General features: G+C 54.2%; 10 protein-coding genes. 2 read left to right on the top strand and 8 right to left on the bottom strand.

The genetic code is table 11. The features are described from left to right. Positions 1-6: 6 nt before the first annotated feature. Positions 7-990 carry an alpha-ketoacid dehydrogenase subunit beta gene (locus tag EDM60_RS25315; protein ID WP_122966428.1) on the bottom strand — a complete coding sequence of 328 codons (984 nt, stop codon included), beginning with the start codon at positions 988-990 and terminating at the stop codon, positions 7-9. After that, complete coding sequence (gene pdhA / locus EDM60_RS25310; RefSeq protein WP_122966427.1) at positions 987-2054, bottom strand: pyruvate dehydrogenase (acetyl-transferring) E1 component subunit alpha; 1068 nt, start codon at positions 2052-2054, stop codon at positions 987-989. Before pdhA ends, EDM60_RS25315 begins: the two co-directional genes overlap by 4 nt. A 194-nt stretch (positions 2055-2248) precedes the next feature. Between pdhA and EDM60_RS25305 the strand changes: the two genes are divergently transcribed. Both EDM60_RS25305 and EDM60_RS25300 read left to right on the top strand, forming a co-directional pair. Then, complete coding sequence (locus EDM60_RS25305) at positions 2249-3658, top strand: sigma-54 interaction domain-containing protein (protein ID WP_122966426.1); 1410 nt, start codon at positions 2249-2251, stop codon at positions 3656-3658. A 65-nt stretch (positions 3659-3723) separates the two neighbouring features. After that, on the top strand, positions 3724-4650 hold the full coding sequence (locus EDM60_RS25300) for an aldo/keto reductase (RefSeq protein WP_167470382.1): 927 nt from the start codon (positions 3724-3726) through the stop codon (positions 4648-4650). Between the two features lie 131 nt (positions 4651-4781). On the opposite strand, the gene EDM60_RS25295 is transcribed toward EDM60_RS25300, so the two are convergent. The 6 genes from EDM60_RS25295 to EDM60_RS25270 all read right to left on the bottom strand — a co-directional run bounded on the left by EDM60_RS25295 (position 4782) and on the right by EDM60_RS25270 (position 24793). Continuing rightward, positions 4782-5330 carry a hypothetical protein gene (locus EDM60_RS25295; RefSeq protein WP_122966424.1) on the bottom strand — a complete coding sequence of 183 codons (549 nt, stop codon included), beginning with the start codon at positions 5328-5330 and terminating at the stop codon, positions 4782-4784. 39 nt (positions 5331-5369) lie between these two features. Then, positions 5370-7520 (bottom strand): Hint domain-containing protein, encoded by a 2151-nt coding sequence (locus EDM60_RS25290; RefSeq protein ID WP_122966423.1) that lies wholly within the window; start codon positions 7518-7520, stop codon positions 5370-5372. A gap of 48 nt (positions 7521-7568) precedes the next feature. Then, entirely contained in the window at positions 7569-15791 is an 8223-nt protein-coding gene (locus tag EDM60_RS25285) for a Tc toxin subunit A-related protein (protein WP_122966422.1), read from the bottom strand. A 24-nt stretch (positions 15792-15815) separates the two neighbouring features. Continuing rightward, on the bottom strand, positions 15816-23081 hold the full coding sequence (locus tag EDM60_RS25280) for a SpvB/TcaC N-terminal domain-containing protein (protein WP_167470381.1): 7266 nt from the start codon (positions 23079-23081) through the stop codon (positions 15816-15818). Between the two features lie 395 nt (positions 23082-23476). Then, the gene (locus EDM60_RS25275; RefSeq protein ID WP_122966420.1) at positions 23477-23845 is read right to left on the bottom strand and encodes an acyl-CoA thioesterase; all 369 of its coding nucleotides are present in this window, start codon (positions 23843-23845) and stop codon (positions 23477-23479) included. Between the two features lie 120 nt (positions 23846-23965). Then, positions 23966-24793 (bottom strand): carbohydrate ABC transporter permease, encoded by an 828-nt coding sequence (locus tag EDM60_RS25270; RefSeq protein ID WP_122966419.1) that lies wholly within the window; start codon positions 24791-24793, stop codon positions 23966-23968. Positions 24794-24801: the final 8 nt, after the last annotated feature.

Below are 24801 nucleotides of genomic sequence, written 5' to 3'. Positions count from 1 at the left end.
TTTACGCTAAAACGTAAGCGTTTCCACAATTCCGCTCTTGACGCGCGCTGGCGTCGGCAAATAATCGTCCTCGATGCTGAACTGCGGAACAGGCACGTCAAAGCCGGTAATCCGCTTCACAGGCGCTTTCAAATAAATCAGCGCTTCATCGTTGATGATCGAAATGATCTCTGCCCCCATGCCCGCTGTCTTGTGCGCCTCATGGACGACGACGGCACGCCCGGTCTTTTTCAGCGAGGCGACGATCGCATCCCGATCCAGCGGATAGATGGTTCGCAGGTCGACGACTTCACAGCTCGCTCCTTGCTCCCGTTCGAGCTGTTTGGCTGCTTCCTCCGCTACGCGCAGCATGGCTCCCCAGGCAAAAATCGAGATATCTGTCCCTTCGCGCACCACTTTCGCCTTGCCGATTGGCACGCGGTACATTTCTTCCGGCACTTCTTCTTTAAACGCCCGGTACAGCTTGGTCGGCTCCAAAAAAATAACCGGGTCGGGATCTTCGATGGCAGCGATCAAAAGTCCTTTTGCATCATACGGCGTGCTCGGCGCAACGACTTTCAGACCCGGTACGTGGGCAAAAAAAGTCTCGACGCTTTCCGAGTGCAGCTCGGGGCCGCGAATGCCTGCTCCGTACGGGGTGCGAATCACCATCGGCACATGATACTGTCCGCGCGTCCGGTAACGCATGCGGGCAGCGTGTGAGACGATTTGTTCAAAACCCGGATAAATAAAAGCCAAAAACTGAATCTCGACAATCGGAATCAATCCGTTCATCGCCATCCCGATCGCCGCCCCGATAATGCCAGCTTCCGACAGCGGCGTGTCCACGACCCGATTGGCTCCATACTTGTGAATCAAATCTTCCGTCGCGCGAAAAACGCCGCCATTCACGCCGACATCCTCGCCAAGCAGCATGACGCGTGAGTCTTCCGCGAGCTTTTGGTCCATCGCTTCGGTAATCGCTTGAATCATCGTCAATTTGCGAATCATGCCGGGATGTCCTCCTTTTTCGCTGGCTTCACAAGCTCGCCCTCCTGCTCTTCCGCCATCCATGTCGGCTCTGCGTACACGTGCTTGAACATGTCTTCCGGCCGCGATTTCGGGTAGCTCTCTGCTTCCACCAATGCTGCATCGATCTGCTCATTCGCCCGGGCGACCAGCTGTGCCTCCTGTGCATCGCTCCACAGTCCGCGCTGGACGAGGAACGTACGCAAACGCTGGATCGGATCGCGCTCCGTGCGCCACTCCTCCGCCAATTTTTCCTGATCGCGGTATTTTTTCGGATCGTCTGCAGTCGTGTGAGCGCCGTAACGGTACGTGATCGCTTCGATCAACGTCGGTCCTTCGCCGTTCAGGGCGCGTTCCATCGCTTCTTTCATCGTCAGCCAGACGGCGAACACATCGTTGCCGTCGATGCGCACGCCGGGAATATCGTAAGCGGCGGCACGCTGGGCGATCGTTTTCGAAGCCGATTGCTGGGAAAAAGGCACGCTGATCGCATAGCCGTTGTTTTGGCAGAAAAAGATCGTCGGCGTTTTGAAAACACCCGCGAAGTTCAACGCCTCATGGAAGTCGCCTTCCGAAGTCGCTCCATCGCCAAAGTAAGCGAGGCTGACATGCTGCTCGTTTTGCAGCTTGCTCGCCCACGCCGTTCCGACCGCATGAATCATTTGCGTGGCGATTGGGACACAGGGCGGCATGACGTTCAAGCCTTGTGGACTGATGCTGCCTTCCATATGACCCATCCAGTACAAAAACACGCGCGCCATCGATTGCCCGTGCACGATTGCGGCGGCATGATCGCGATAAGTAGGAAACAGCCAGTCGCCCGGTGTAAGTGCCAACGCGCTTCCGACCTGCGAAGCTTCTTGTCCTTCAAAAGGGGCGTACGTCCCCATCCGGCCCTGGCGCTGCAAATTGATCGACTTGCGGTCAAACAAGCGCACCAGCACCATATTTTCATACATCTTTATCATCACGGATTCATCCAGTCGCCCTTCGATGTCTTGCGTCAACTCTCCCGTAGGAGCCAATACCTGATATAATGAAGTCATGCAAACATCCCTCACTTTCTGCATCGTTCACCATCATGTATAAGCAAGTTGCGTGCCAAGTGACTGAAAGCGGTTTCATCAGACCGAAAGATGCCGATGATCATTTTTGCATATGCATTTTTGCGCAAAGATGATCAATTCTGATTATTTCGTATACAAGCCGTAAGCACCGCCCAAGGGGGAACACCATCACCATGTATCAGACCAAATTTTTTCAGGGAAGCGACAACACAGAGCTTGTCCAGCTGATCACCACGATTTTCAAAACGTCTCATGACGGCTTGGCGATATGCGACCGCAACGGCTACGTGCTGCTGTACAATGACGCGTATTTGAACATCACCGGCATTCCCGCTGACATCCTGAACAACTTCAGCTATATCGAGCAAAAAGAAATGCACATGGTGCCGGACTCTTCAGCCGCCAGAGCGATCTCAACCAAGCAGACGCACAGCGTCGTCATCCACTACGGAAATGGGCGCACCGCCATCAACACGGCGACGCCGCTGCTCGATCAAAATCAGGAGCTGCTGTTCGTCGTCGGCAATGTCCGCGATATTACCGAGCTGAACATGCTGCAACAGGAGCTGGAGGAAACGCGGCAAATCAACTCTTCCTTTCAGCGCGCCCTGGAGCAGATTCAGAGCGATCTCGACTCTGGCGGGCAAATCATTTACCGCAGCAGCATGATGCATCGGATTGTCTCGCTCGCCAATCGGTTTGCGGCGAACGATTCTCCTGTTCTGTTGCTCGGCGAGTCTGGCGTCGGCAAAGATGTGCTGGCGAATTACATTCATGCGGAGAGCGGACGTCCGGGAGAGTTTATCAAGATCAACTGCGGAGCCATTCCCGATCATTTGCTGGAATCAGAGTTGTTTGGATATGAAAAAGGAGCGTTCACCGGGGCGAGCCAAGCGAAGGAAGGTTTGTTCGAACTGGCGCACAGCGGCACGATTTTTCTCGACGAGGTCGGGGATTTGCCGTTTCCCTTGCAAGTCAAGCTGCTCAACGTGTTGCAGGACGGCAAAATCAGGAGACTTGGAGGGAAAACACAGCGGCAGGTCAATATGCGGATCATCGCGGCGACCAACAGCGATCTGGAGGCGATGGTCGAGCAGAAGACGTTTCGCCAAGATTTGTATTACCGGCTGAACGTGCTGTCGCTGACCATCCCTCCCCTGCGGGAACGGCGAGAGGATATACCCGCCCTCATTTTCTACTATTTAAAAAAGCTGGAGTGGAAATACCAACTGGAAATTCGTCTGGAAACAGATGCGCTCGAAGCGCTGGTCGATTACGACTGGCCAGGAAACGTCCGGGAGCTGAAAAACGTAGTCGAGCGTTCCTACCATATGTGTGAAAACGGACGGATTACGTACGACCAGCTTCCCGCCTCGATCCGCAGCGCGCAGCATAGCACGCTCCCCTTGCATCTCGCCAAAATGGAAGAAGCTCTTCCGCTCAAAGAAGCGGTCGAACGGTTTGAGCGGGAGTACATCCAGCGAATTTTGCATGAATCCAGTACGATGCAAGAATGTGCCGATAAGCTGGGCGTGAACATCTCTACGCTTGTCCGCAAAAAACGCGGGCTGGGAATCAAATAGCGGTAGGTACAACAGGGCACTTTGCCGAAATGAGTAAAGAACACAACATGGATGGAGGAATCCGAGTGAAGGTTTATCCGATCAAACATACCGAACTGCACGCATCCAGCATGATCATGGGCAACATGCGGCTGACGCAGCTTTCCCTCCCCGATGCGGAAAAGTTGATCCACACAGCGCTTGAAGAAGGCATCAATATTTTTGACCACGCAGATATTTACGGACAAGGCCGCTGCGAGGAGCATTTTGCCGAAGCGATCCAGATGAACCCGTCGATCCGCGAGAACATGATTTTGCAGAGCAAATGCGGCATCCGTTCCAAAGAAAATTACTACGATTTTTCCAAGGAGCATATTCTTGCGTCCGTCGACGGCATTTTGCGTCGATTGAAAACGGAATATTTGGATATCCTCCTCCTCCATCGTCCTGATCCGCTCATGGAGCCGGAAGAAGTCGCAGAAGCGTTTGAGCAGTTGCAAACCCAGGGAAAAGTAAGACACTTCGGAGTGTCCAACCACAATCCTGCGCAAATTCAACTGTTGCAAAAGTACATACCGCAAAAGCTGGTCGTCAACCAGATTCAGTTCAGCATCGTGCACACGCCTTTGATTGATTCGGGCATCTCCCTGAATATGAAGACAGACCAATCGCTTAACCGCGACAGCAGCATTCTTGAATACTGCCGCTTGCACGACATGACGATGCAAGCGTGGTCGCCGTTCCAGCACGGGATGTTCGACGGTCCGTTTCTCGGCGATCTGATCCGGTTCCCTGAACTGAACAAAGTAATCGACAACATTGCAGAAAAATACGAGGTGACAAATACCGCTGTCGCCGTAGCGTGGATTACGCGCCATCCGGCCAAGATTCAGGTAGTGCTCGGAACGACCAATGTCCAAAGGCTGAAAGATGCGTGCAAAGGCGCAGACTTGACCTTGACCAGAGAAGAATGGTACCGCATCTACAAAGCAGCGGGCAATCTCATTCCGTAAAGCACGAGAAAAACACAAGAAAAGCATGAAAACCGCACGATCAAAAAGGCACTCCGCATAGAGTGCCTTTTCGCTTCCTTTCGCCTTGCTATCGCAACAAAATGGACTACCGCTGTTCGCTTTTTCAACAACTAGCCTCTTTGTTCGATCGGTTCTTCCCAGCGGTTGACGCCAGGCAAATGCGGATGACGATCCGGACAAGCTTCGGTGGGCAAGCGCACTTTGTTTGCTACCACGCATCCGCATAAACTACATATTTTTTCTTCTGCTTGCTTGGTGCCGGAAAAGACTTTGTAGACGATTTGCTCCGTTTGATCCTGGAGGTTCGGGCATTGCATGCAGGTGTTGTACCGCTTTTGCAACACAGCTTCATCGACCGTGGAAAAGCCGGTCTTGGCCCATTTCCACATAGCCTCCGATGCTTTCTTGACCAGTTGCAGCGAAGTCTTCGCTTCCACCTCCTGCTGCTTGGGCACAGCAGGAGGATTGGCTAGCAAGTATTGCAAAAAGGCAGCGTTCCGTCGAGTCGCCAGCAAGTTGTGGGCGTACGATGAGTCGTGTAGCGCAGCTTGCAAAACTAGCTCGGAAACCGGCTCGGACAGTCCGAGCAGTTCGCCCATTTCCCGGCACTTGTCCGCTACTGTTCCCTGGTGCTCACGGAGTTCCTCGATTGCTCCCATAATTCCTCTCCTCCGTCTTCTTTCATTCTCGATGCCGGGTTAGGCCAGAGTGAATGTCGCCGTTTTCTTGTCTGGGTTCAGCGTAGAGCCATTATCCGATTTGAGAATCCGTGGAACCGTAATCGTGTACTCCACCTCTTTTTGCAAGGAAGCGGAGATCAGCAGTGTGTTTGTATCCTCGCCCAAACGGACGAATTTCACTTTGGCTTCCGGGCTGATCAAAAACGCCTTCGGATCGAATGCCGTTCCGGTAGACAGCGGCAAGTTGAACGTAACGGAAACCGTCGACGTCGCATGCAGCAAAATGTAGCGGACTTCTTCCGTCAACAATCGTTTCAAACCTTCCGACTGCTCGCTGAACAAAGCGGACAAATCCGTGTCGACCGATACTTCGGCTGTCAGCTCGCCCTCTTCGCTGAGCACCTTGGCCGCAACAAGCGACTGATACACCTCTTCGGCCATCTCCTCGGAGATGTCATCCGTAACGAAGTGACGCGGTGTCAAAACAGGCAGTACCGCAGTTGCCGCCGTGACTTCCAGTCCTTCGAGAACAGGGCCGCCTGCTTCTTCCGGCGGGAAATTCATCGTATTTCCGGCTGTGATGGAATCGATCCGCACTTCGCGGGTAGGCGCGAACGGATCTCCCTCGTATGCGTCATTTTCTTCATCGATGCTGTCGAGCACCAGCTCGGCGATTTGCTTGATTCCGCTCTCGAAAGTCGTCACGTACATATTGCCGAAGAAGACGTTGCGCAGCACGCTGGTGCTGTAGTAATCCGCCATCGCGACAGACGTGTAGCCCAGCTCGTCTTGCGGCTGGATTTTTTGCAGACGGGCGATCATGTGCGCGAGAATCGTAACGATTCCTTCCAGCCCAAACCCCTTGATTCTCGTCATTCCGCCTGTGATGACAACCACTTGTTTGCCGTACTGTTCGAAAGCATACGCGTTTGTTTCCATGCGGCCCACATCGTGATGGAAGACGATGTCCGGATAGAAGCCTTGGAACAGCTTCAAGGCATAGGAGACAGTCGCATAGCCGATGCCCACTTCCGAGAAGTCGTACTTCGGTGCATGATTGCCGACGTCTACTGCTTGCGCCTGGCTCAAATACGATGCCGCGTCATTCGGGATGACTGTCGTATGTTTGCCGTGTACATAAAACTTGCGGGTATGCGGAACGATTTTTTTCTCGTCATCGTCACCAGCCATGAGCAGGAAGCTCGTGTACTCGTCGCTCAACAGCTCTGTGTTCGTTTGCTCGTATTCTGGTTGGCCAATCGTTGGAAGCTCGTCGTGATCGTCCACGAAAAAGGCTTCTTTCAAGGCGGCCGCGTGAATTTGCAAGTTGAAATCGCCGGAAACGATACCTTCCGAGATCAGCAGGTGACCGCTGATTTCTCCGCTAAACTCCTTGTCTGTCGCGATGTGGTGGACGCCTCCGCGGTACTCTCCCAGGCTGACTTCGTTGATTTCCACAGGCACGCCTTCCGCGGAAACGAGGAAATCAACTCCCGGCACCAGTCGGTTCGCGCGTTTCAGCTTTCCGTTTGGCATCAAGAACAGATGGTCAGGCGTCACGATGATCGAGCCTGCGCCGCCGTGGCGGATGAATACCATCGTCGGCTGATAGCCGTCCGGCCCGGTTCCGCTGCTGAACGACACCGTTGCCGGAGTCCAGCTCAGATTCACACCGTCACCATGAGCCGTTACGTTTGCCGTCAGCACCTGATCGCCGATGCTGAACTGCTCGATTGCCTTGGAGCCTTCCGGGATGCCGATTTGTGTGCCGTACGCAAAGCACGAGCAGCAGCAATAGCACGTCAGCTGATACCAGCTATCTCCTTGCTTCGTGCAAGAACGTCCGCTTTTGGAGTTAAATTCTTTTGTCTCGATGTTCACGCACACGGACGCGTTGAACGGATACAAAAAGCTTGGCGGTTTGCAATCCGGCAACGGCTTGCCATTGATGTCCTTGCACTGGCACAAAGCGTGCTCCTGAGGAGTCTGGTTGACGTTCTCCGTGCAATGGCGGCCCTGGCAGGCGAGATAGTACGGATCGCCTTTTTTAAAGCCGTCGTTGTCCAAAGCATCTTGATTGACCTGTTTCCAATCGATCGTATCCATGTCCAAAACTTGTTTCGGAGCCAGTGATACCCGCAAATTTTCCAGACAATTTTCCCATGCCATCTGTTTGTTTCCTCCTTTTTCATCGCAAAAACATCTTGTTACGCTCGCTTACTTCGTTGCAAAAACATTGGACTGGTACGTAAAAATCACGACGATGCCGAGCAAGCTGTTTCGATCCACCTCCCTTTCTCCGCTCGCCGCATCGCTAGTAACAAGGCCATCCGGCAGCTCAGCGAGGTGGAATTGAAGTTGGGCAGAAGACGCCGACAGCGGAACATCGGACAGATCGACTGAACCGTAATTGTTCGCGATTGGAATCGGCTTCGCAGCTTCGTCGCCGATTTGCAATTGCAAGAAATGCGTCGAACTATCCTTGTCCGCGATCAGCTTGCCGTCTGGCGTTTGCAAAAAGACAGCCGCCGATAAAAAGCGCACATCTTTCAAGTTCGGCAAAATAACGGCATCGGCGAGCGCAAAACGGATGCTCTTGACGCCCGCTTGCGGCGGACTTGTCCAAAAACGCGACCAGTCACCCGGGAAAGCTTGCTTCAAATCGATAATCTTGGCTGGCGTATACGGGTAAGGCGGCTGTTGGCTCGCAAGCATGCTCTTCACCTGGTTGGCAAAGTCTTGACCGCCGTCCTTGGCTGTGTATTGGATTTTCAGCAAAATGTCGGAAATGCTGCCGAAATCAATCCGGTTCGTCTCGGGCGGCAAGCTCAGCGTCCAGTTGGATACGGCTCCGGTGCCTTCGAAAGGCAAGTACCGCTCATCCCGCCAGTCAAGCATGAACAAGCCTGGATCGTTCATCCCCCGCGACAGGGCGATTCGCTGGTAAGGCGACGTGCCGAAAATAAGCGAGCCGTCGGTTGGCGCAGGCTGGTTCGGATCGATCAAGTGCTGGACGGCACCTGGCTTCGCATCGCGGACAATTTGGTAGCTGTTTTGAGTCAAAGTGGCGTTCACATTTTGGTACGGACCGACAATCGCCGGAATCGTCACGGAAATCGATTTGATTTTGCGGCTGTAGTGGCCGGGGAAGTCGAAATCAAACAGCTTTTCCGACAGCGTAAAAGTCAGCTCGCCTTTCTTGCCGCCTTTCGAGCCATCCTTGAAGGCCAAAAACGCTTCCGGATCGAGATGGAGCAACGAAATCGTCTTTTCGATCTCGTAATCGCGCGAGTTTTGCTCCATATACGCCTTTTCCATTTGCGCAAGCGAGAGCTGCAAGCCTTCGCCTGCGGTCAAGCCCCGGTGCAGGCTGTCCCAATAATCAAACTGCAAAAACTGGTCGTTGCGATTCAATTCGTACTGGAACGACTTTTGGGCAGAGATCGCCATATCGAGCGCGATGCGATACGTTTGGAAATAGACCGAGGACAGGCGTCCCACCATCCATTGGTACAGCTCTTCGTTGGTGAATTTCGCCTTCAAGTAATCCTCGTAATCTTTGGCCTGCTCGATCCCTTTTTGGTGGATCTCCAGTTCCCGGCGGAGCATGTCCTGGCGAATTTTCGAGCCTGCGATTTGCTTGTCCATCTGGGCGATTTCGTAGGATGCCACATCGCGCTGCAACGCCCACTCTTCCCTGCGCCGCATGTATTGCGCGCCCGTGCTCATCAAGCCTGCCATATGGTCGAGAATTTGCGCCGTTCCGTCCGCCACTTGCGCCCCCGCATTGATCGCATCCCCAAACTGCATGTTGCCGTTCGCCAGTCCGAAAATTTTCGGAGCGAGGAAGCCGGGAATACTCAAGCCTTTCAGGGCAACTCCGGCGATTTGCTGGTAAATCGCTGTGCTGCGCAGTGTCAGGTCGGTTACTTCCAGGGCGTTCAGGTTTTCATTAAACAGTCGCGAGTAATGATCGAACCGGGTTTTCGCTCCTTCTTTGCTCTGTTCAAGCGAAGCGATGATTTCGCCCAGCTCCTCGATCTGCTTCTCTTTGATCATCGTGGTCAGATTGAGCAGTTGCTTTTCCTGGGCAGAGCGCAACAGCGCGAGCGATTCGGCGTCTTTTTTCTCCAGCGTCGACAGCAAGGTACTCCCCAGCTGAATCAGCGTGGAAGTCATGCTTTTCGCTCTCTCTAGCAGATAGCTGAAGCGGTAAAACGGAATTTCCGCCCGGGACTGCGTCAAAGCGCTGAGCACATCCTGTCCGGCACTGGCCGCACGCACGAGCTGCATCGGATCAAGCGGCGGTTCAAACAGGGCGAGCGGCTGCGGAATGCCTTGCAGATTAAGCCCGTGGCGAATTTTGTACAAACGATCCTCCACCAAGTCCCAATACCCGCTGAATTGTTTGTTTTCCGGCACGCAGAAATACGTGTCCAGCGCATTGATCGGCGCAAAAGCAAACAGCGAATCCGTCTTGTCCTGATCGTGCTCCAGCTCAATCAAAAACTGCGGAATGTTTTCCTGGTAACGACTGTAGATTTCCGCAAAGGTAAGCGGCGCGGCATCCGGGCATTTCCCGAGATTTTGCGGTCTTTCTCCGAGCAGGTTGTAGGCGTACACGTAATGCATCGTAGCTGCAATGATCGATTCCCACGTGTACTGGGCAAACTGCGAGTCTCCCCACTGCAACAAGTTGTCGATGTATTGCATGACCACCGCTTTTTCATAGGCGCCGTTGCGCAGTCGGGCAATCGCATGCGGATCAAACGGATCATCATTGTACGCCTTGATTTCGTTCGGATTGCCAAGCTGCTCGCGCAAAGCTTCCAGCGTGCGGTTGCGGAACGGCTGGAACTGCCAGAAGCGGGCGACGAGACTGCTTAGCTGATGGTTGCACAAGATGTTTTTGACCGTCGTCACCTGGCTGTCTTTTAAAAACGGCAAAATTTTGGCGAGATTGGTCTTGCGGTTGTACGTCGCACTGACTTGCCCATCTGCCGTAATGATTTTTTGATCGACTAACACCCGGTAAATGCGCTGCGAATCGCGCAATCCCAACGTAGAGCTTTGGAACGAGTCGGTTTGCAGCGGCTGCACGGGAACGGTCGGATTGAAAATGAATTGATACCATTTCGCCGCTTCCTGGAACTGCTGGTTCGTCTTCAGCAAATTGGCGATGTACAAAGGCGCGTGGAAGAACAGCTCCCAATAATACGGACCGTATGCCCCGGAAAAGTCCACTTGCGCGCCGTCGAGCGCTTCCGGTGCCGCGACCCAGCTTTCCGAAAACTGAAAACGTTCAAAAGGCAGCTCTTGCTCCAGCGGAATTTGCTGGGAAGACAGACTCAACAAGGCGTCGACTCCTCCCGTAAACAGCCTGCTGCTCAACCGATGCACGGCAGCTGTCGTCAGGCGGATCGCTTCGAACCGGAAGCGGTATATGCCGCCGATAGCCGGATCGGTATTGAGGTACCCGACCGTCGTCGGAAAAGAACGTTGATACAGCGTATCGACCACATAGCGGGTTTTTTTGTCCGGATTGAGCTGGCCTTGAAAAATATCGGCGACGCTCTCTTCCAGCTCGTAAAAATCCGTATCGGCATCCAGGCGGCCTGTCTTGTCCAAATACCCGGCGGCGATCAGTTGCTGGAAAATCAGCTCTGAACCGCTTTGCTGGATATCGATGGGAGCGGCGGCGATGAAGTCGTCTTTGCTGAAAACCGGGCGGTGCATCAGGATGTTGCGCACGGCGTACATCTGATCTTCAATAGCCAATTGCGTCTGCAAAAATTCGGTCAAGTCCTCAAGCTCTGTCTGTTCATCCAGGCGACCGCGCGCATCCAGGAAACCGGATGTAATCAATGCTTGATAGATCGCTTGTGCCCCTGTTTTCTCAATGCCCACTGCTGCCGAGACAAACGAATCAGGCGTAAACAGCGTATCGTTGTTCAAGAGAGAGCGATTGATGGCACTCGTTTGCTGCTCGCCGTCCAACAGCAGGATAAATTCTTTGTCTCCGCGGAACACAAAGGCAGACGGGTGATTTTTGACCGGGAACAAGCCGTAATCTTTGTTTCGCATCGCGGTAGACAGCCATGGCGTGCCCACTGCCCTGCCGACGACTTTGATGCAAGCCGACAGCTTGTCTTCTTTGCCAGGCTGACCGTCCAGTATTTGCTCCAGTGACGAAGCGACGTCATCAAACGGAATCGACAGATCGATCGAGCCGTCTTTTGTCACGTAGCCCTCTGCCACCAACTGGTTGAAAATCGCGGTGGAGCCTGCGCTTTCAATACCGACCTCGCTGGACACGAACGAATTTGCCGTCAGGCGCACAGGACGAAGCACAGGCGAAGGAACGGTTATTTGCTCGGCCAAATCGTTGTCGTACACAAGCTGGTTCGTCTGGATCAGATTGAGTCGTCCCGCGCTGCGATCAATTTCGGTCCGCACTTGTGGCGTGCTTTGGTCCGAATCTTTGGCAAACAGCAGGAACTCGTTCGGATTGGCCAAAAAGCCGACCTGCAAGTCGTCGTTGATCACGATCGGCTTCTGCAACGGAAGCAAGCCGTCGTAAGAGAGCGATTTTGCCTGAGAGAAGTAGCGCAGCGTCTGGTACAGTTCACTCTCAAACTGCTGGGTCGTTTCATCGGAACGGTCAGGTGCATCGACCTTGTTCAGAGCTGGGCTGGCTTCCAAATCGAGCATCGGCCCGTAAAGCAGAATGACTTTTTCAAACGAATTTGTCCCTGCGCCCGGTACCCAGAACTGATCCTTCTGAATCGTGAGCGGGTACACTTTTTGCCAGGCGATCTGGTTGGGCGCAAACAACGAGCCGGGCAGCAAGCTCTCATACTTTTTCTGATAGGCGCTGCCTTCTACGTTGATGATGATGTCGTCGGCGAGCGTCTGGGGTTGGACCCATTTGCCGCTGAAGTTGTAAAAGCTGTACTTGATTGCGGCTTTTGTCGCTTTTTTCGCCGATTCATTGCCGTTGTTTTTGTCAAACTTCTTTTGCTCGACCCAAAAGACGAACAGTCGGTTGAACGCGTGGACGAGCGTGACCGTCTCTGCGCTGATCGTGACGTCCATCTCCTGCCACTCTGACCAGGTCGTATCCTGATTGCGAATGAGGTAGTAATACTTGTACGGCTGCGTTTCGGTTCGCGCCACGAGGAACAGTTGGTTCGATTCGGTCTTGTCTGCCCCGACGATATGTCCGTAATACGCATCGACGTACTTCAGCTTGGCCAGTTCGGCAAAGCGATCCAAGTATTTCGTAAAAGCCTGCTCGACGGTTTGCGCGTTCACCTCGCCCTGCTTGAGCGTATTTTCCAGCTCTTCAAACAGGCTCGTTTTGCTTTTGCGATAAGCCGGATCGAGGTAATTTTCGGGATAGAGGAAAATTTTGCGGTTCGCTTCCCATGTCCGATAGTTCAGCAGCCACTCCCACCACGGGTCGGGGATGTTCCAGTGGACAATCCCCGGCTCCAGCAGCTCGCGGCAACGACTCAAATACAGCTGCGCTGCATTCAGCGCCTCTTTGATGTAGGAGATGCGTGTCGTCCCGCCCATCTCCACGTCGATCAGCAAATACTCGTACAGCCTGCGCGAATTGGTAATCCAGGCGCGCTCCGGCGTTTTCGGAAGCTCCACCAATGCCGTTGCGATCAGCACGGTGCGTTTCTGCTCCTGGATTTCCCCGTCGATCTGGGCGAAGCATTCGTCCCAGTTGGCAACCGCCAGTCGCGCTCGCACCAGCGCAAGCAGGTCATCTGCTGTCTTTTCATAATCGTCCCATGCTTCGTCCACGCCTTTTGTGCAAACACTTTGCAGGTGCAAAAGAAACTCAGGGTCTGCGCCTGTTGCTCCCAAAAGGTCGATGGCGCGGCTCGTTGCTGCCAATTGGTCAACCCGGTTGCCTGCCGCAGCAAACAAACCGAGAAGGCGGGAAATCTGTCCCAACGGCCGTCCCGTCAGATCAGCCAGCGCGCTTGCCCGTTGTTCATCACTCGCAGCGCTCATGAAGGCAAACAGATTGCCAGTCGTATCCGCAAAGCTTGCTCGAAGCTCTTTCCATCTGCCCAGATCGAGTATGTTTTTCAGCGTTAATGCGCTGACATCGGCAATGCCATACGCCGCTTTGGCGTCACCGAGATTGTCCAGCTCGTCGTTGGTCAGTCGCAGTTTTCGCGTCAGCAACAGCCAGCGAGACAGCAGCTGCAACAGTTGCACAGCTTCCTTTTTGCTCTTCTCGCTCAGGAAAAGATCGGCTACCTCTTGGCGCCCGGCCAGATGCAGCAAGTGATCGATCTGCTCCGTTCGCGCACTGAGGAAAGAAGCGATTTGCTGCCTGATTTTTTCTTCCTGCTCTTTCTTTTGCTGGTCGGCATCTTCCGCCGTGCTCGCCGTCAGAGCAGGCAGATTTTTCAGCCACGGGTCGACATCTTTGTCCTGATACGCAACTTGCACAAACGGGCTTGTGACCGCGTTCATAACGTAGTCCAGCTCGTACACTTGCAGATTCATCCGGCGCAGCTGGCTGGCTTGTCCAAGCAAATCAGAAATTTGTGCGGCTGATTGCCGTTCCGCGAAAGAAGTGCCTGTCAGCTGGCGGAACTTGATGTACTGGGCTACAGGCAGCTTCAGCAGCGCCGCGAGCTTGACGTGCTGGTACAGCTTGGACAGATTGGCGACGGTCAGGCTTACTTCCGCGCTTGCTCCAAACAAAGCTTCTGCCAGTGCGCTGAGATCGTCCTGCTGAAGCCCCAAACCGCCCGCAATCCGCCCCGCCTGCTTGCGATTTGCTTCGTCCGTCGCCCCGATTTTCCATACCGCTGCGTCTTGTTTGTACAGTTGGTTCCAGCGATAGTTTTCACTGCCTGCATCTTTTGGATGGTAGACGCTCATTCCGCTCCCGTTGTAAACCTGATCAAATAAAGCATCGCCGTATGTCTTCAAGTCGTAGAGCAGAGCGCATGCTGCCAGGACAGACAAGCCCGTGTCTCTTCTCAGCTTCTCGATGGCAGCGATCCCGATCAAGGCCGCCTCATCGAGCGCCACCGTATCCGGGTTGAGCACATGCAAAACCCAATCCAGCTCGGCGTAGCTCCACCCCAGCTTGCGGGTCAGGCGCAAAAAGCGATGAATGCGGTCCAGCGCCTTTGGAACGAGGTTTTGCAGTTGCGAGGAATCTTCGGCGAGCACCAGGGCAACAGGTGCTGCGAGATCGCGGTTAATAAAAAAGTTATTGGCAATCCCGGCTTTCTGTTCGTCTGCCGAGAGGTCTTGTTCCAGCAACTGCCGCAGGTCGGTCACTTTCAATCCGGTCTTTTTGCAAAAAACCGAAGCGTCTGTCAACTGAGCCAAATCGCTGACACCAAAGTACGTCTGGAGCTTTTGCACGTCGCTTTCGCTTGTAGCAATCAGCTGCCACTCTTCTGGCGACAAGCCCAGCGTATGGGCTGCGACATCTTTTGGCTGGGAAGGCAAAGTGCGATACACAGCTTCCAGTTGAACGGACAATCGCTGCAAGTAAATCCGGATTTTCGCCAGCGGCAAATGGAAAGGCAGCGCGGACGGATAGCTCGCCTTCGCCAGTGACGGGTACAGTTTGTCCTGACCTCCCCACGCCTCTTGTACCGCTTCCTCCAGACGCTCGTTGACGATCGTCAAGTACGGCATCGTCTTGTTCGTGTTCTCGCACGTCAGCTCGATCTTTGCCAAATCGGCTCGACGTTCCAGCAGGGACATCCCCTTGTCGATCTCTTTTGCATTCGGCTTGGTCACGTACTGTTCGATCACCCGCATCAAATCGACGAAGTAGGCGGCAGGCCCAAAAATCGATTGGCAATCCTGGCACTCGCAATAGTTCAAGCTGCCGAACAGCTCGTCGTAACTCGGCAAGGAGGTGTAATGGTCCAAAATATCGGGAGAGGTCGCGTTCACGGAAAGCGCCTGATAGTGCGGCGCTTGCAGCTGAACAAGATTCGCCCACACGTGCATCGTCTGATTGCGGATATGCGCTGCGTTATCGTAGATTTCTCCCGCTTTTTGCGGGCCAGACTCGCCCAGTTGCGGCCCGACTTTGGCGAGAAAATGCTCCCGGCTGAGCGAAGTGATCTTGTGCGCAGAATCAAATCGCTCGGAACGGGCCGAAGCAGCCGCGGCGCTTTTTAGCAGGGCGGGTGGCGGCGCATCCGTGACATCTGTTTGCAGCAACAGTTTCGCCACCTGTGGATCTGGGTAAATTTGCAGCAGCCGCTGATAGGCACGGAGTTCCGGAATGGCTTCCTGCCGGTCGATCCCCTCCCAGTTCAGCTGTGCGACAGCCTCTTCTTTATGAAAGGGAAAAGTCGCTGCGTGTATATCCGGGTTTTGTGCAAAAAAGCGTGCGAGAGAAGGACTGTCAATGGGGGAAAACGATTGGTCATTCATACGATTCTCCTCATTCCCTGTTTTTTAATTCTTCGGAATAGCCCGCAATGACCAGACCACATCCAGACGTTCCTCATCGGTCATCGTGCTGTTCGGATCGCTCGCTTCCGTCACCTTCTCGATATAGCTCAAGGCGAAGGAAGTTTGTTCTTTGGTGCCGCTTCCTTTATTCAAATCAACGCCCGTCGATACTTTGGTCTCATGCAAGATTCTGCTCAGTTGAATCACATCTGTCGCTTCGTCAATCCGCTTGTGCACGAACTTGCGCACCGAATCGGCATAGTCCTTGATTGGCGTGCCGCCGTCGCTGAGCTTGAAGCCCGTCTTCATGATCGTTTTCACTTCGTCCAAAGTCGGGATGGACTCCGAAAAAGCTTTCCCCAGTCTTTCCTCTACGAGAAGCGCCTGTTCCCGCACTTTTTCGATCGCCTGGTTTTCGTGAGCGTTTTCTGGATTCAGGTTGCCTGGCGTACTGTTCAGCTTGGTTAAACCAAAAGTCAAATGCTTCTCCACTGGTGCGGATTCTTTGGGAGCGCGGGTGATTTTATATTTTTGATAGCGTTTCATCTGCCACTTGATGAACTTCTCTTTCCCTGCATTTTTGATCACCAGGTTGATGATGCGCTCGTAGGACGGTCTGATCACATCGTCGTAGCCAATGACGTGGCGGCGATCCTGTTCCTTTTTCAGCTTGATCTTTTTCCCCGCCGAGTCGAAATCGGGCCGCCCGGAAAAGCGGAAGTATTTGTCGGTGTCCCGTTTGACCGAAAGCTTTTTCTTTTTCGGTTTCGATTTGCCGCCGTTTGCATTCTTTTTGGCCTGTTTGATCGACACGTAGCCCCCTGCATCGCGGAAGACCAACGGGTTGTTTTGGGCGAATACGAACAAATTCAAGCCGTCGACTTCCCCCGCCGGATCGGGATTGATCCACCTGCCCAGCCACGGCGCAAAGTAGCGGGCGCCGTAGTAATAAAAGCCAGTGAGCGAATCTCTTTCTTTTCCGCCGTAGCGATACAGCTTCCGCTTTACTTCTTGCAGGCTGGTGCCTGCGATGAGTGACGTGCCGCCGTACGGGTAATATTCTTCCAGGCTGATGATTTTGCCGGATGCATCCGTCTCCAGCACGGCCGAGCCTAAATGATTTTCCAGTTGGAAGCGGATTTGCGGATTGCTGGTCACGTCGGATGGAAGACCTTCTGTCCAGGAGAGGCAGACGGCGATGCAATGCTGCCCGTCCATGATTTTTTGCGTGTGCTTTTCCTCTTTGAGCTGGCTTCCTTGCAGCGTGCGCCTGATTTCAAAAGTTCCCATGTATATCGTTTCTTCTCTGTGCACGACTGTGTTGTTGTTCGCATAGCGCTCTGTCACTTTGCGAATGCGGGTTCCGCCGCTGTCATACACGTAATACTCGCTGTCCGAAAAGCCGGATTCCCGCGCGATGACCGTCACCTGGCGAATGTTGTTCCGTTCGTTCCAGGCGATCTCGTCGATCCCGACCATGCGGATGGCATTGCCGTTTCGGTCGAAAAAGTCATCGATTTGCCCGGCTGTCAGCGGAAGCCCAGTCGCACTGGCGGACAACAGTTCGGTTTCGACTGCCCGATTGGAGCGTTCCGAAACGGTCATTTGCCGTGTCCACGAGCCGGAATCAGTCCCGGTCAGATGCTTGGTCAAGAACAAGTTTCCGGCAGCGTCGTACGTGAAGCGGCGAGTGTAGTTGCGCAGTTGCTGCTGGTCGTTAAGCGGTACGTTTGACAGCGGGACAAAGCCGCTATCGGCAAAAGCCCCGGCAGACTCCGCTTGCGGCGACATGCCCGGATGCTCACGGCCTGTCCCTTCGATCAAGCGGTAGAGAGCATCGTACGTGTAGACAGACTGCGGTTTTACCACTTGCTGATTGGCAAAAACAGTGGACAGCGCCTGATCCGTTACGCATGCGATATTGCCAACGGGATCATACGTGTAGACAATGTCCTGCATCAGCTTGCGGTCCGCCTGCCGCGTGCTGATCGCGCGAAGCAAGCGGAATGTCGCAGGCTCGTACTCGTATTTGGTCACTACATCGTTTCCGTATTGAATGCGGGTGCGCTGGCCTTTTGCGTCGTAGGAAATGCCTGCCACATACGGCTCGGCTGGCGATTCTGGAGTTTGTTTGACCAGCAGCTTGTCCAACAGCCCCGACAAATGGTATTCGTATTGCTGCGCAAGCCCGTTGGGAGCGGTAGCGACAGTCAAACGCGCCAACGCATCGTACTCGTAGGAAGTCGTGTACACCGTTGGTTCCAAAAGCGTGCTCGGCTCCTGCCCGCTTCCCCAGTCGGTCTGCTCGCGATAGCTGGTGCACAGCTGTCTGCTTGCCCGAAGCATGGAGCCGCCCAGATCGTACACGTGATGCGTAACCAATCCTGCCTGGTCGTACTGCTGGTAAATTTGCCCGCGCAGGTTGAACTTCGCCGGATCTTCCCCTGCTAAAGCCTGCTGGGCTGCTGGGCTGTCTCCGTACACGATCCGTTCCAGGACAAAAGACTTCCCTTCATCCTGGCGAATCGTTTCGCTCAGCCGCCCTAGCGCATCGTATTTGTAGCGCAAAAGCTGATTGTTCGCATCTCGCGTCAAAATGACGTGCCCGAACATGTTTGAAAGCTGCCAGCGTTCCCCGGCGTCTGCGCTCTTTTTGTACAAAATGTTGCCCGCCAGGTCGTATTGCGTGAAGAAGTTGCGCTCGCCGGACTTGGCCAGGCGCGGGTCAGCGCCGCTGATCTGGTTCCCCCGGACGTCCCATTCGTAGCAAGCCGCAAGCTCTGCGCCTGTCTTTTGAACGGACGACAGCTTGCTGATCACAGCCGCTTCCTGTGAAGCGTATGGAGCGCTGAGTCCGAGGGTGAAGCCTGCCCGTTCAGGTTGGAACAAATAAGTCAAAGCCCCGCGAAAATCGACGAATTGCTTTGTTTGCAGCTCCTGGAACAATTCTTTTGCCTGGCTGATCGACAAGCCCAGCGCAGTAAAATCGTCAGGAGCAACTATTCCTTCTGCTTTTTGAATCAAGCGGATCGTTTTGCCGTCGCAGTTGAGCTGTTTTTCGACTGGAGTCCCGGCGAACAGGCTTGCTTTTTGCAGCGCCAGCCTGTCCTGTTGAAAAGCAGGGTCCTCGTCGTCCACATGCTGTTGGTAATAGCGGGATTCGAGGATCGTATCGTTTTCGTCTTCGTGCCATTCGGACCATGCGGTAAAGCGAACCCGCGTAAAAAAGCCTTTGGCCGTATCGACCCGGATGACGCGCCCGAGCGGATCGTAGGTGAGCGTGGAAGAAACTCCGAACGTCCGCAGCACCGGATCGTCGACGTAGACGTACGAGGACGAATAGTAAGGCTCGTACTCTTTTACCGGCTTGCCCTTGTTGTTGTAGAGAGTACGTCCCGTCGCCAGCCATCGCGGCTCTACCGGGTCAGGCAAAAGTTTTCCGTCCGGGCCGTACGCCGCTCCCGGCTCGACCTTCACCATCTGCTGGTGCTCGCGGCCAAATCCGTCGAGGTACGTCAACTGGGTAAAAGCAGGTCGAGATTCGCTCGATGCATAATCTTGCGCGTTGAGCTGGATCGAAACGATCGGTTGTTTGCGCTCTGCCCAGGCGAAGTCGTCGTAAGCAAAGAAGCACGCCGCTCCCTGCACATAAAAGCGACCGCCATCCGGGCTGTGCAAAAGGCGATCCAGATCGGGACGTCCGCGCTCCACATAGGCGGACAGCGGCTGGAAGCCTGTCGCCACTCCCCCTTCAGTCCCGTAGTACGACATCGCGATCACACGTCCGAACGGGTCGAACAACACTTCTGTGCAGTTGCCGTTTGGATCGAGGACTTGCGCAGGCTTCATCGTCTGATAATCCAGCTTTTGCACGCTCGTCGCGTTTCCGAGCGCATCTGTCGTCTGCTCGATGAACAAGTAGGACGAGTCGTAGCGATATGTCGTCCGATTGCCGAACGGGTCTACGGCGAATTGCGGCAAATAAAATCCTGCCGCCTCCAAATGAACTTCCAGCAAACCGGGATTCCACCAAAAATCACCGTCCGAGAAAAGGCCGCCCTCTTGTTGCAGCAACTCGTTCAGTTGCGACGCTGGCAGTACCTCGGCAAATCGCTCCACGATCTGCTGTTCCGTTACAACGGCTGTCTCTGTTTGGCAAAGCAGCTTTTGCGCGGATACTTCCCCCAGCGGATAGCGTTCCTGGCGAATCGGGTCCCAGTAATAATGCCGTTCCCATCCGATGAGCGGCGTAGCCTCAGACGGACGAATGGAGGCAATCGCGCTGAGCAGCTCGTTTTTGGCAACATAGGGCCGCTCTTGGGAGAGCGTCACATTTTTCAGGTGGAACACTTTATGCTCGACGGGAACTCCCGGCAGGTACACGTTTTGTCCGATGCTGTTTAGCACCGTCGCTTCCTCGTACACGACTTTTCCCGTCAATTGCTCGGGAAAAGTGTGGGCGCCCTGTCTTCGTCCATACGAAACCGCGCACGACTTGAGGACATTTCCATACGCATCGACTTCCAGAACGAAGCTGTGCTCGATGCGCGGATCGGCACACTTGCGCTCGTAATGGTACGAGATCGATTCTTGCGGTTCGATCGCAAACACGCCATACTCGCTTCGCTCAGGCACTTGAAGCATACGGACGCAGTAGTTCATCTCCTCCACGGTGTACGGCGCAGCCGGGTCCTGATCGTCAAAGGCGACCGCAGCAGCAGGCGCGTACACTTCCCTGCGCAGAAGCTGGCCTTTCAACGAGCGGCTGGCTTGCCGGAATGTCTCGCCATCAATCACATCGCGAGGGGGCTGTCCTGCTGCTGTTGCCTGTACGAGTGTGCTGTCCGGAAGCGGATAAGCTTGCAGGTCGCCCTGGTAGTATTCGCGGGCAAACTGCCGGGACAATTCGCCGGATTCGGCAACCGCTCCCGTGTGATACCAGCTTTTGCTCCAGACAGGGGGCACATCCGTTGGTTCCGCCTCTGCCGAAAGTGTCTCGGCGTCTGTCCGTTCCACCATGCCAAAGCCGCGAAACTCCCGCTCCACGCTGTCGTAGTAGCCGTGGTGATACGCGTACCGCGTGCACATCGTCGCCTGGGATATCCAGTCGATGCTCTCCACCTTCTCGACGACCTGAACGGGAAAAGGCAAATGCTGCTGCCAGAAAAACTCATTCTCTTTGTCTTTCATGTAAAAATAAGTGGAGGAGCGGTAGGAAATGCGCGTCTCTGCTCCGCACTGGTTTTCAATGCGGGTCAAAAGGTACGGCTTTTGGCGAGAGCAAAAATCGTAGCACCAGTGTCTGGTCGTGGGGTATTCTTCGCTGAAAACGAGCGAAGTCGTGCCGTTTCCATGCACGTCTGCAAACTGTAGCTGATTGATTCTGTCCCAGCTGGCTGGCAACGGGACACTGAACGGTTCGCGAAAGGAATGGCCGCTCTGGTTCAAGTAAACATCAATCCGATCGGGATAGGCGTAGATCAAATCCGCTGTACCTGAACCGTCCACATCGACGAGAAACAACCGGGATTCGTCCAGTCCGTCGGCAAAATACGGGGCATTTTCCATGCTTACAGGCTCACCGAAGCGTCCGTAGCCCAAATTCGGCCAGCATTGGACACTGCCGTTGGCAACCTTGACAAGATGCTGCATCCCGCTGCCGAACATGTCGGCAAACTTGACTGCCTCTGTCTTCGTTTCCTGTCGGGGCAGAGGCAAATCGCTTCTTCGCCATACACGCACCGGCTCGCCAAAGCCTTCCGTTCCCTTGCTCGGATAGTACGTAATCGTCTCCTGATCGATGTGCACCAAGTCAGCCAGTCCGTCTCCGGTCAAATCAACGAGCGCGTGTCCATCCTGAAAAAAAGCGTTCGTAAACGAAGCAAACGGCTTCCATGGACGCCACGTTTTGCTTGGCCCGCTGGCAAAGTACCCCGCTTCCGAAAGTGTCGCAACGACCAGTGCCAACTCCCCGTTTCCAGCCAAATCCATCAGCTGCTGACTGGACGACGGTACATGATTCGCCGCAGGGAAAGTCGGCAGTTCTTTCGGACGCGCATACGCGACGATATCGCTTCCCTGTTCGTCCTGCGCCAATATCGGCTCCAGGTAGAGGGCGGAAACCTCATCCTGATACAAAATACCGGGGATTCCTTCGCCGTACAGATCGATCAGCTCTGCGGAAGAATCGTGTCCCATTGCGGGAAGAGCAGCCAGATCGAGCGCGTGCAGCGACTGGAACGTTTGCGCTGTCGGCTCAAAGCGGGAATAGTTCAACAGAAGCGGCGGCAAGCTTTCTTGCGCATACTCGCCATTCGCCCAGCGAAAACCCGTCAGCTCGACACTGGACAACAGCGATACAGTCGATGCTTGCTCATACGAAAAGGTGTAGGATTGAACGGGAAGCGGACTGCGGTCCAAGGCTTCGAAATGATGGAACAGCCACATTTTGCGGCACAGGCGGCTTGTCCGAACTTCAAATCCGGCGTGGTACTGGGAAAAGGAATCGCTTCGGTACGCAACGGGTGGTCTGTTTGCAAACGAAGTCAGAGGGCGTGCATCTGCGGAAGAGCTGTAGTCAAAGACAACTTCGAAATGATAGACGTCAGGTAGCGACTCCCCTTCCTGATAAGGGACTTTGTTTCCGTAACGTATGCGGCTGATATACTTGTTGGCTGATGGGATACGTTTCTCGTCTTGGTGCGCGGGGGTTTTGGAGGAGACAATGTCGGACTCGTAGTCATAGGAAATGTGGTTGCCTTTTGGGTCGAATGCTTCTTCCAGCAGCCACTGGTAAATGCGGGCAGGGTCATCGGGATCACTGATTCTTGCTTGTTCGGTTTTTCCAAACAGCTGGACGAACTGTTCGCGATCGGTCACTCGCCAATGCGTGCTTCCTGTCGCTATATTTACCCAGCGCTCGATTTTGTCATAGGCGTCGACCACGCGGGGGCGGTACTTCGTAACTTGATACGTGTCTTCTCCTGCGCGGACCGTGTGCCGCTCGCCTTGTTCAGGCTGGCGAACCAGGTCATCTGCATGGGAGAGCTGAAAAATGTCTGAATCGTCATAGCGCGGGATGCCTTTTGCTGTCTTTCGTGATATTGTGGGGAGGGAAAGATGGAAACCAAGGCCAAAAATGCCGTTGCCTTCCCCTGAACTGTAGGAAAGATGCAGTTCGGGCGAACAATCCCGGCTGGGAGTAAGCCTGAGCGGGATGCTGAACGAAAAGGTTCCGGTAAACTCATTTTGCTGAAATTTTTCGCCCATTCCCGAAATGGCGCCTCCCCCTTTCGGAAGCGATATTTGATTCGTTTTGATGGTGCTCGACATAGCTTGTATCGCGGCTGCACCGATTGGATGATGTAGTGGCGCCGCGCTCCCTTCCCGTCAGATTTGATTTTCGTCGAAACGAGGCAAAACCAACAGCGAATCGTGAGGAAAGTTTGTACGCAAAGTGTATTTTAGTCAAATTTTCCACAAATTTCAACATTCTTTTTTCCGTATCAGCTACTTTTGTACTAACTTGTCATGTCTTCCTGTCACGGACTGCTTCATTTTTGGCTCCACTTCTCGCCTGCCGCTTCGTGGGAACCCCTTTCCACGCCAAAAAAGCCCGATTCTTTTCGGATCGGACCCCTTCCTGCGCTGCTCTGCCGTCCTGCTTACGCTTTTGTCCGCAGCTCATCCGGCACGCGGATTTTCTCGCCTGTTTTGGCGCAGATAGCGACAAACGTCACCTCGGCATCCAGCACCTGCTCTTCCCGCTGGTTGTACATCCGTTGGGAAAGGACAAAGCTCGTGTTTCCCACTCGCTCTACCGCCGTATGAATGACGAGGACGTCGCCGAGAAACGCTTCCTGCTTGTAGTCCGCTTGCAGCTTGGCGACAAAAGAGCGGAAGCCCAGGTGCAAAAAATAGTCATACCAGGGCTGGCGGGCTTGCTCCAAAAACTCCATGTACTTGACGTTGTTCACATGCCCCTCGCGGATCGCTTCCGCTTGCACGCGAATTTCAACTGGCGACAAATTCATCGGACTCCCCCTCATTCCTTGCTGTCAGGCGTTTGATTTCGCCCCGGCACGGGAGATATCCTGCCAGCCACATGTACGAAGGGCGCTCGCTTGGCTTTTGGCGGCGCATTTTCGCAGCGCTTATTCTTTCACCGCCCCGGAAGTCAAACCGGAAATAATCCGGCGCTGGAAAATCAGCACCATGACGACGAGCGGCACGGTAACGATAATCGAGGCGGCCGATATCTCTCCCCACGGAATCGTGAACATCCCTTGAAACATGACGATCCCTACAGGCACAGTCTTCATCGCTTCCTGCGTATTGAGCGTCAGCGCGAACAAAAATTCGTTCCAGGCGGCGATAAAAACGAGAATCGCGGTCGTGAATACTCCCGGCATGGCCAGCGGAAAAAACACTCGCGTCATCGTCTGCCAAATGCTCGCTCCGTCCACTTTGGCAGCTTCGCCCAAATCGCTCGGGATTTTGCGGAAGAAGATCGTCAAATTCCAGATGGCAAGCGGCAAGGCGAAAGTCGTGTACGGAATGATCAGGCCGAGATAGCTGTTGGTCAGCCCCATCGATTGCATGAACATGAAGATCGGGGAAATCGTGGCGATCTGCGGGAACATCGAGACGGCCAGCACGATGCCGAGAATGATCGTTTTGCCGCGAAAAGACAGCCAGGCGATCGCATAGGCAGCAAAAGACGCAATCGTGATGGAGTACAGAGTCGTCAGCGTCGCAACCACGGTGGAGTTCCATAAATATCTGGCAAACGGACGCTCCGTGAATACCCGGACGAAGTTGTCCAAGGTCGGATTTTGAATGATGAACTGAAAGGCCCTCTCCCCGAACAGCTCCCCTGGCGGCTTCAGCGCGGCGAGGAGAATCCATAAGAACGGGAACATCACGACGAAGACAAACAGCAGCAATCCGATGTAAAACAAAGGACCCGCCTTTTTTTGCATGACATTTT

This window comes from Brevibacillus parabrevis (assembly GCF_003710905.1).
GTDB lineage: Bacteria > Bacillota > Bacilli > Brevibacillales > Brevibacillaceae > Brevibacillus > Brevibacillus parabrevis.
Note: the sequence above shows the minus strand (reverse complement) of the source record. Positions and strands in the feature narration are given on the sequence as shown.

Coding starts and splice junctions, on each gene's coding strand:
- EDM60_RS25280 (WP_167470381.1), bottom strand. CDS start 23,081: ATGGGCGAAAAATTTCAGCAAAATGAGTTTACCGGAACCTTTTCGTTC.
- EDM60_RS25285 (WP_122966422.1), bottom strand. CDS start 15,791: ATGAATGACCAATCGTTTTCCCCCATTGACAGTCCTTCTCTCGCACGC.
- EDM60_RS25270 (WP_122966419.1), bottom strand. CDS start 24,793: ATGCAAAAAAAGGCGGGTCCTTTGTTTTACATCGGATTGCTGCTGTTT.
- EDM60_RS25290 (WP_122966423.1), bottom strand. CDS start 7,520: ATGGCATGGGAAAATTGTCTGGAAAATTTGCGGGTATCACTGGCTCCG.
- EDM60_RS25315 (WP_122966428.1), bottom strand. CDS start 990: ATGATTCGCAAATTGACGATGATTCAAGCGATTACCGAAGCGATGGAC.
- pdhA (WP_122966427.1), bottom strand. CDS start 2,054: ATGACTTCATTATATCAGGTATTGGCTCCTACGGGAGAGTTGACGCAA.
- EDM60_RS25275 (WP_122966420.1), bottom strand. CDS start 23,845: ATGAATTTGTCGCCAGTTGAAATTCGCGTGCAAGCGGAAGCGATCCGC.
- EDM60_RS25295 (WP_122966424.1), bottom strand. CDS start 5,330: ATGGGAGCAATCGAGGAACTCCGTGAGCACCAGGGAACAGTAGCGGAC.
- EDM60_RS25305 (WP_122966426.1), top strand. CDS start 2,249: ATGTATCAGACCAAATTTTTTCAGGGAAGCGACAACACAGAGCTTGTC.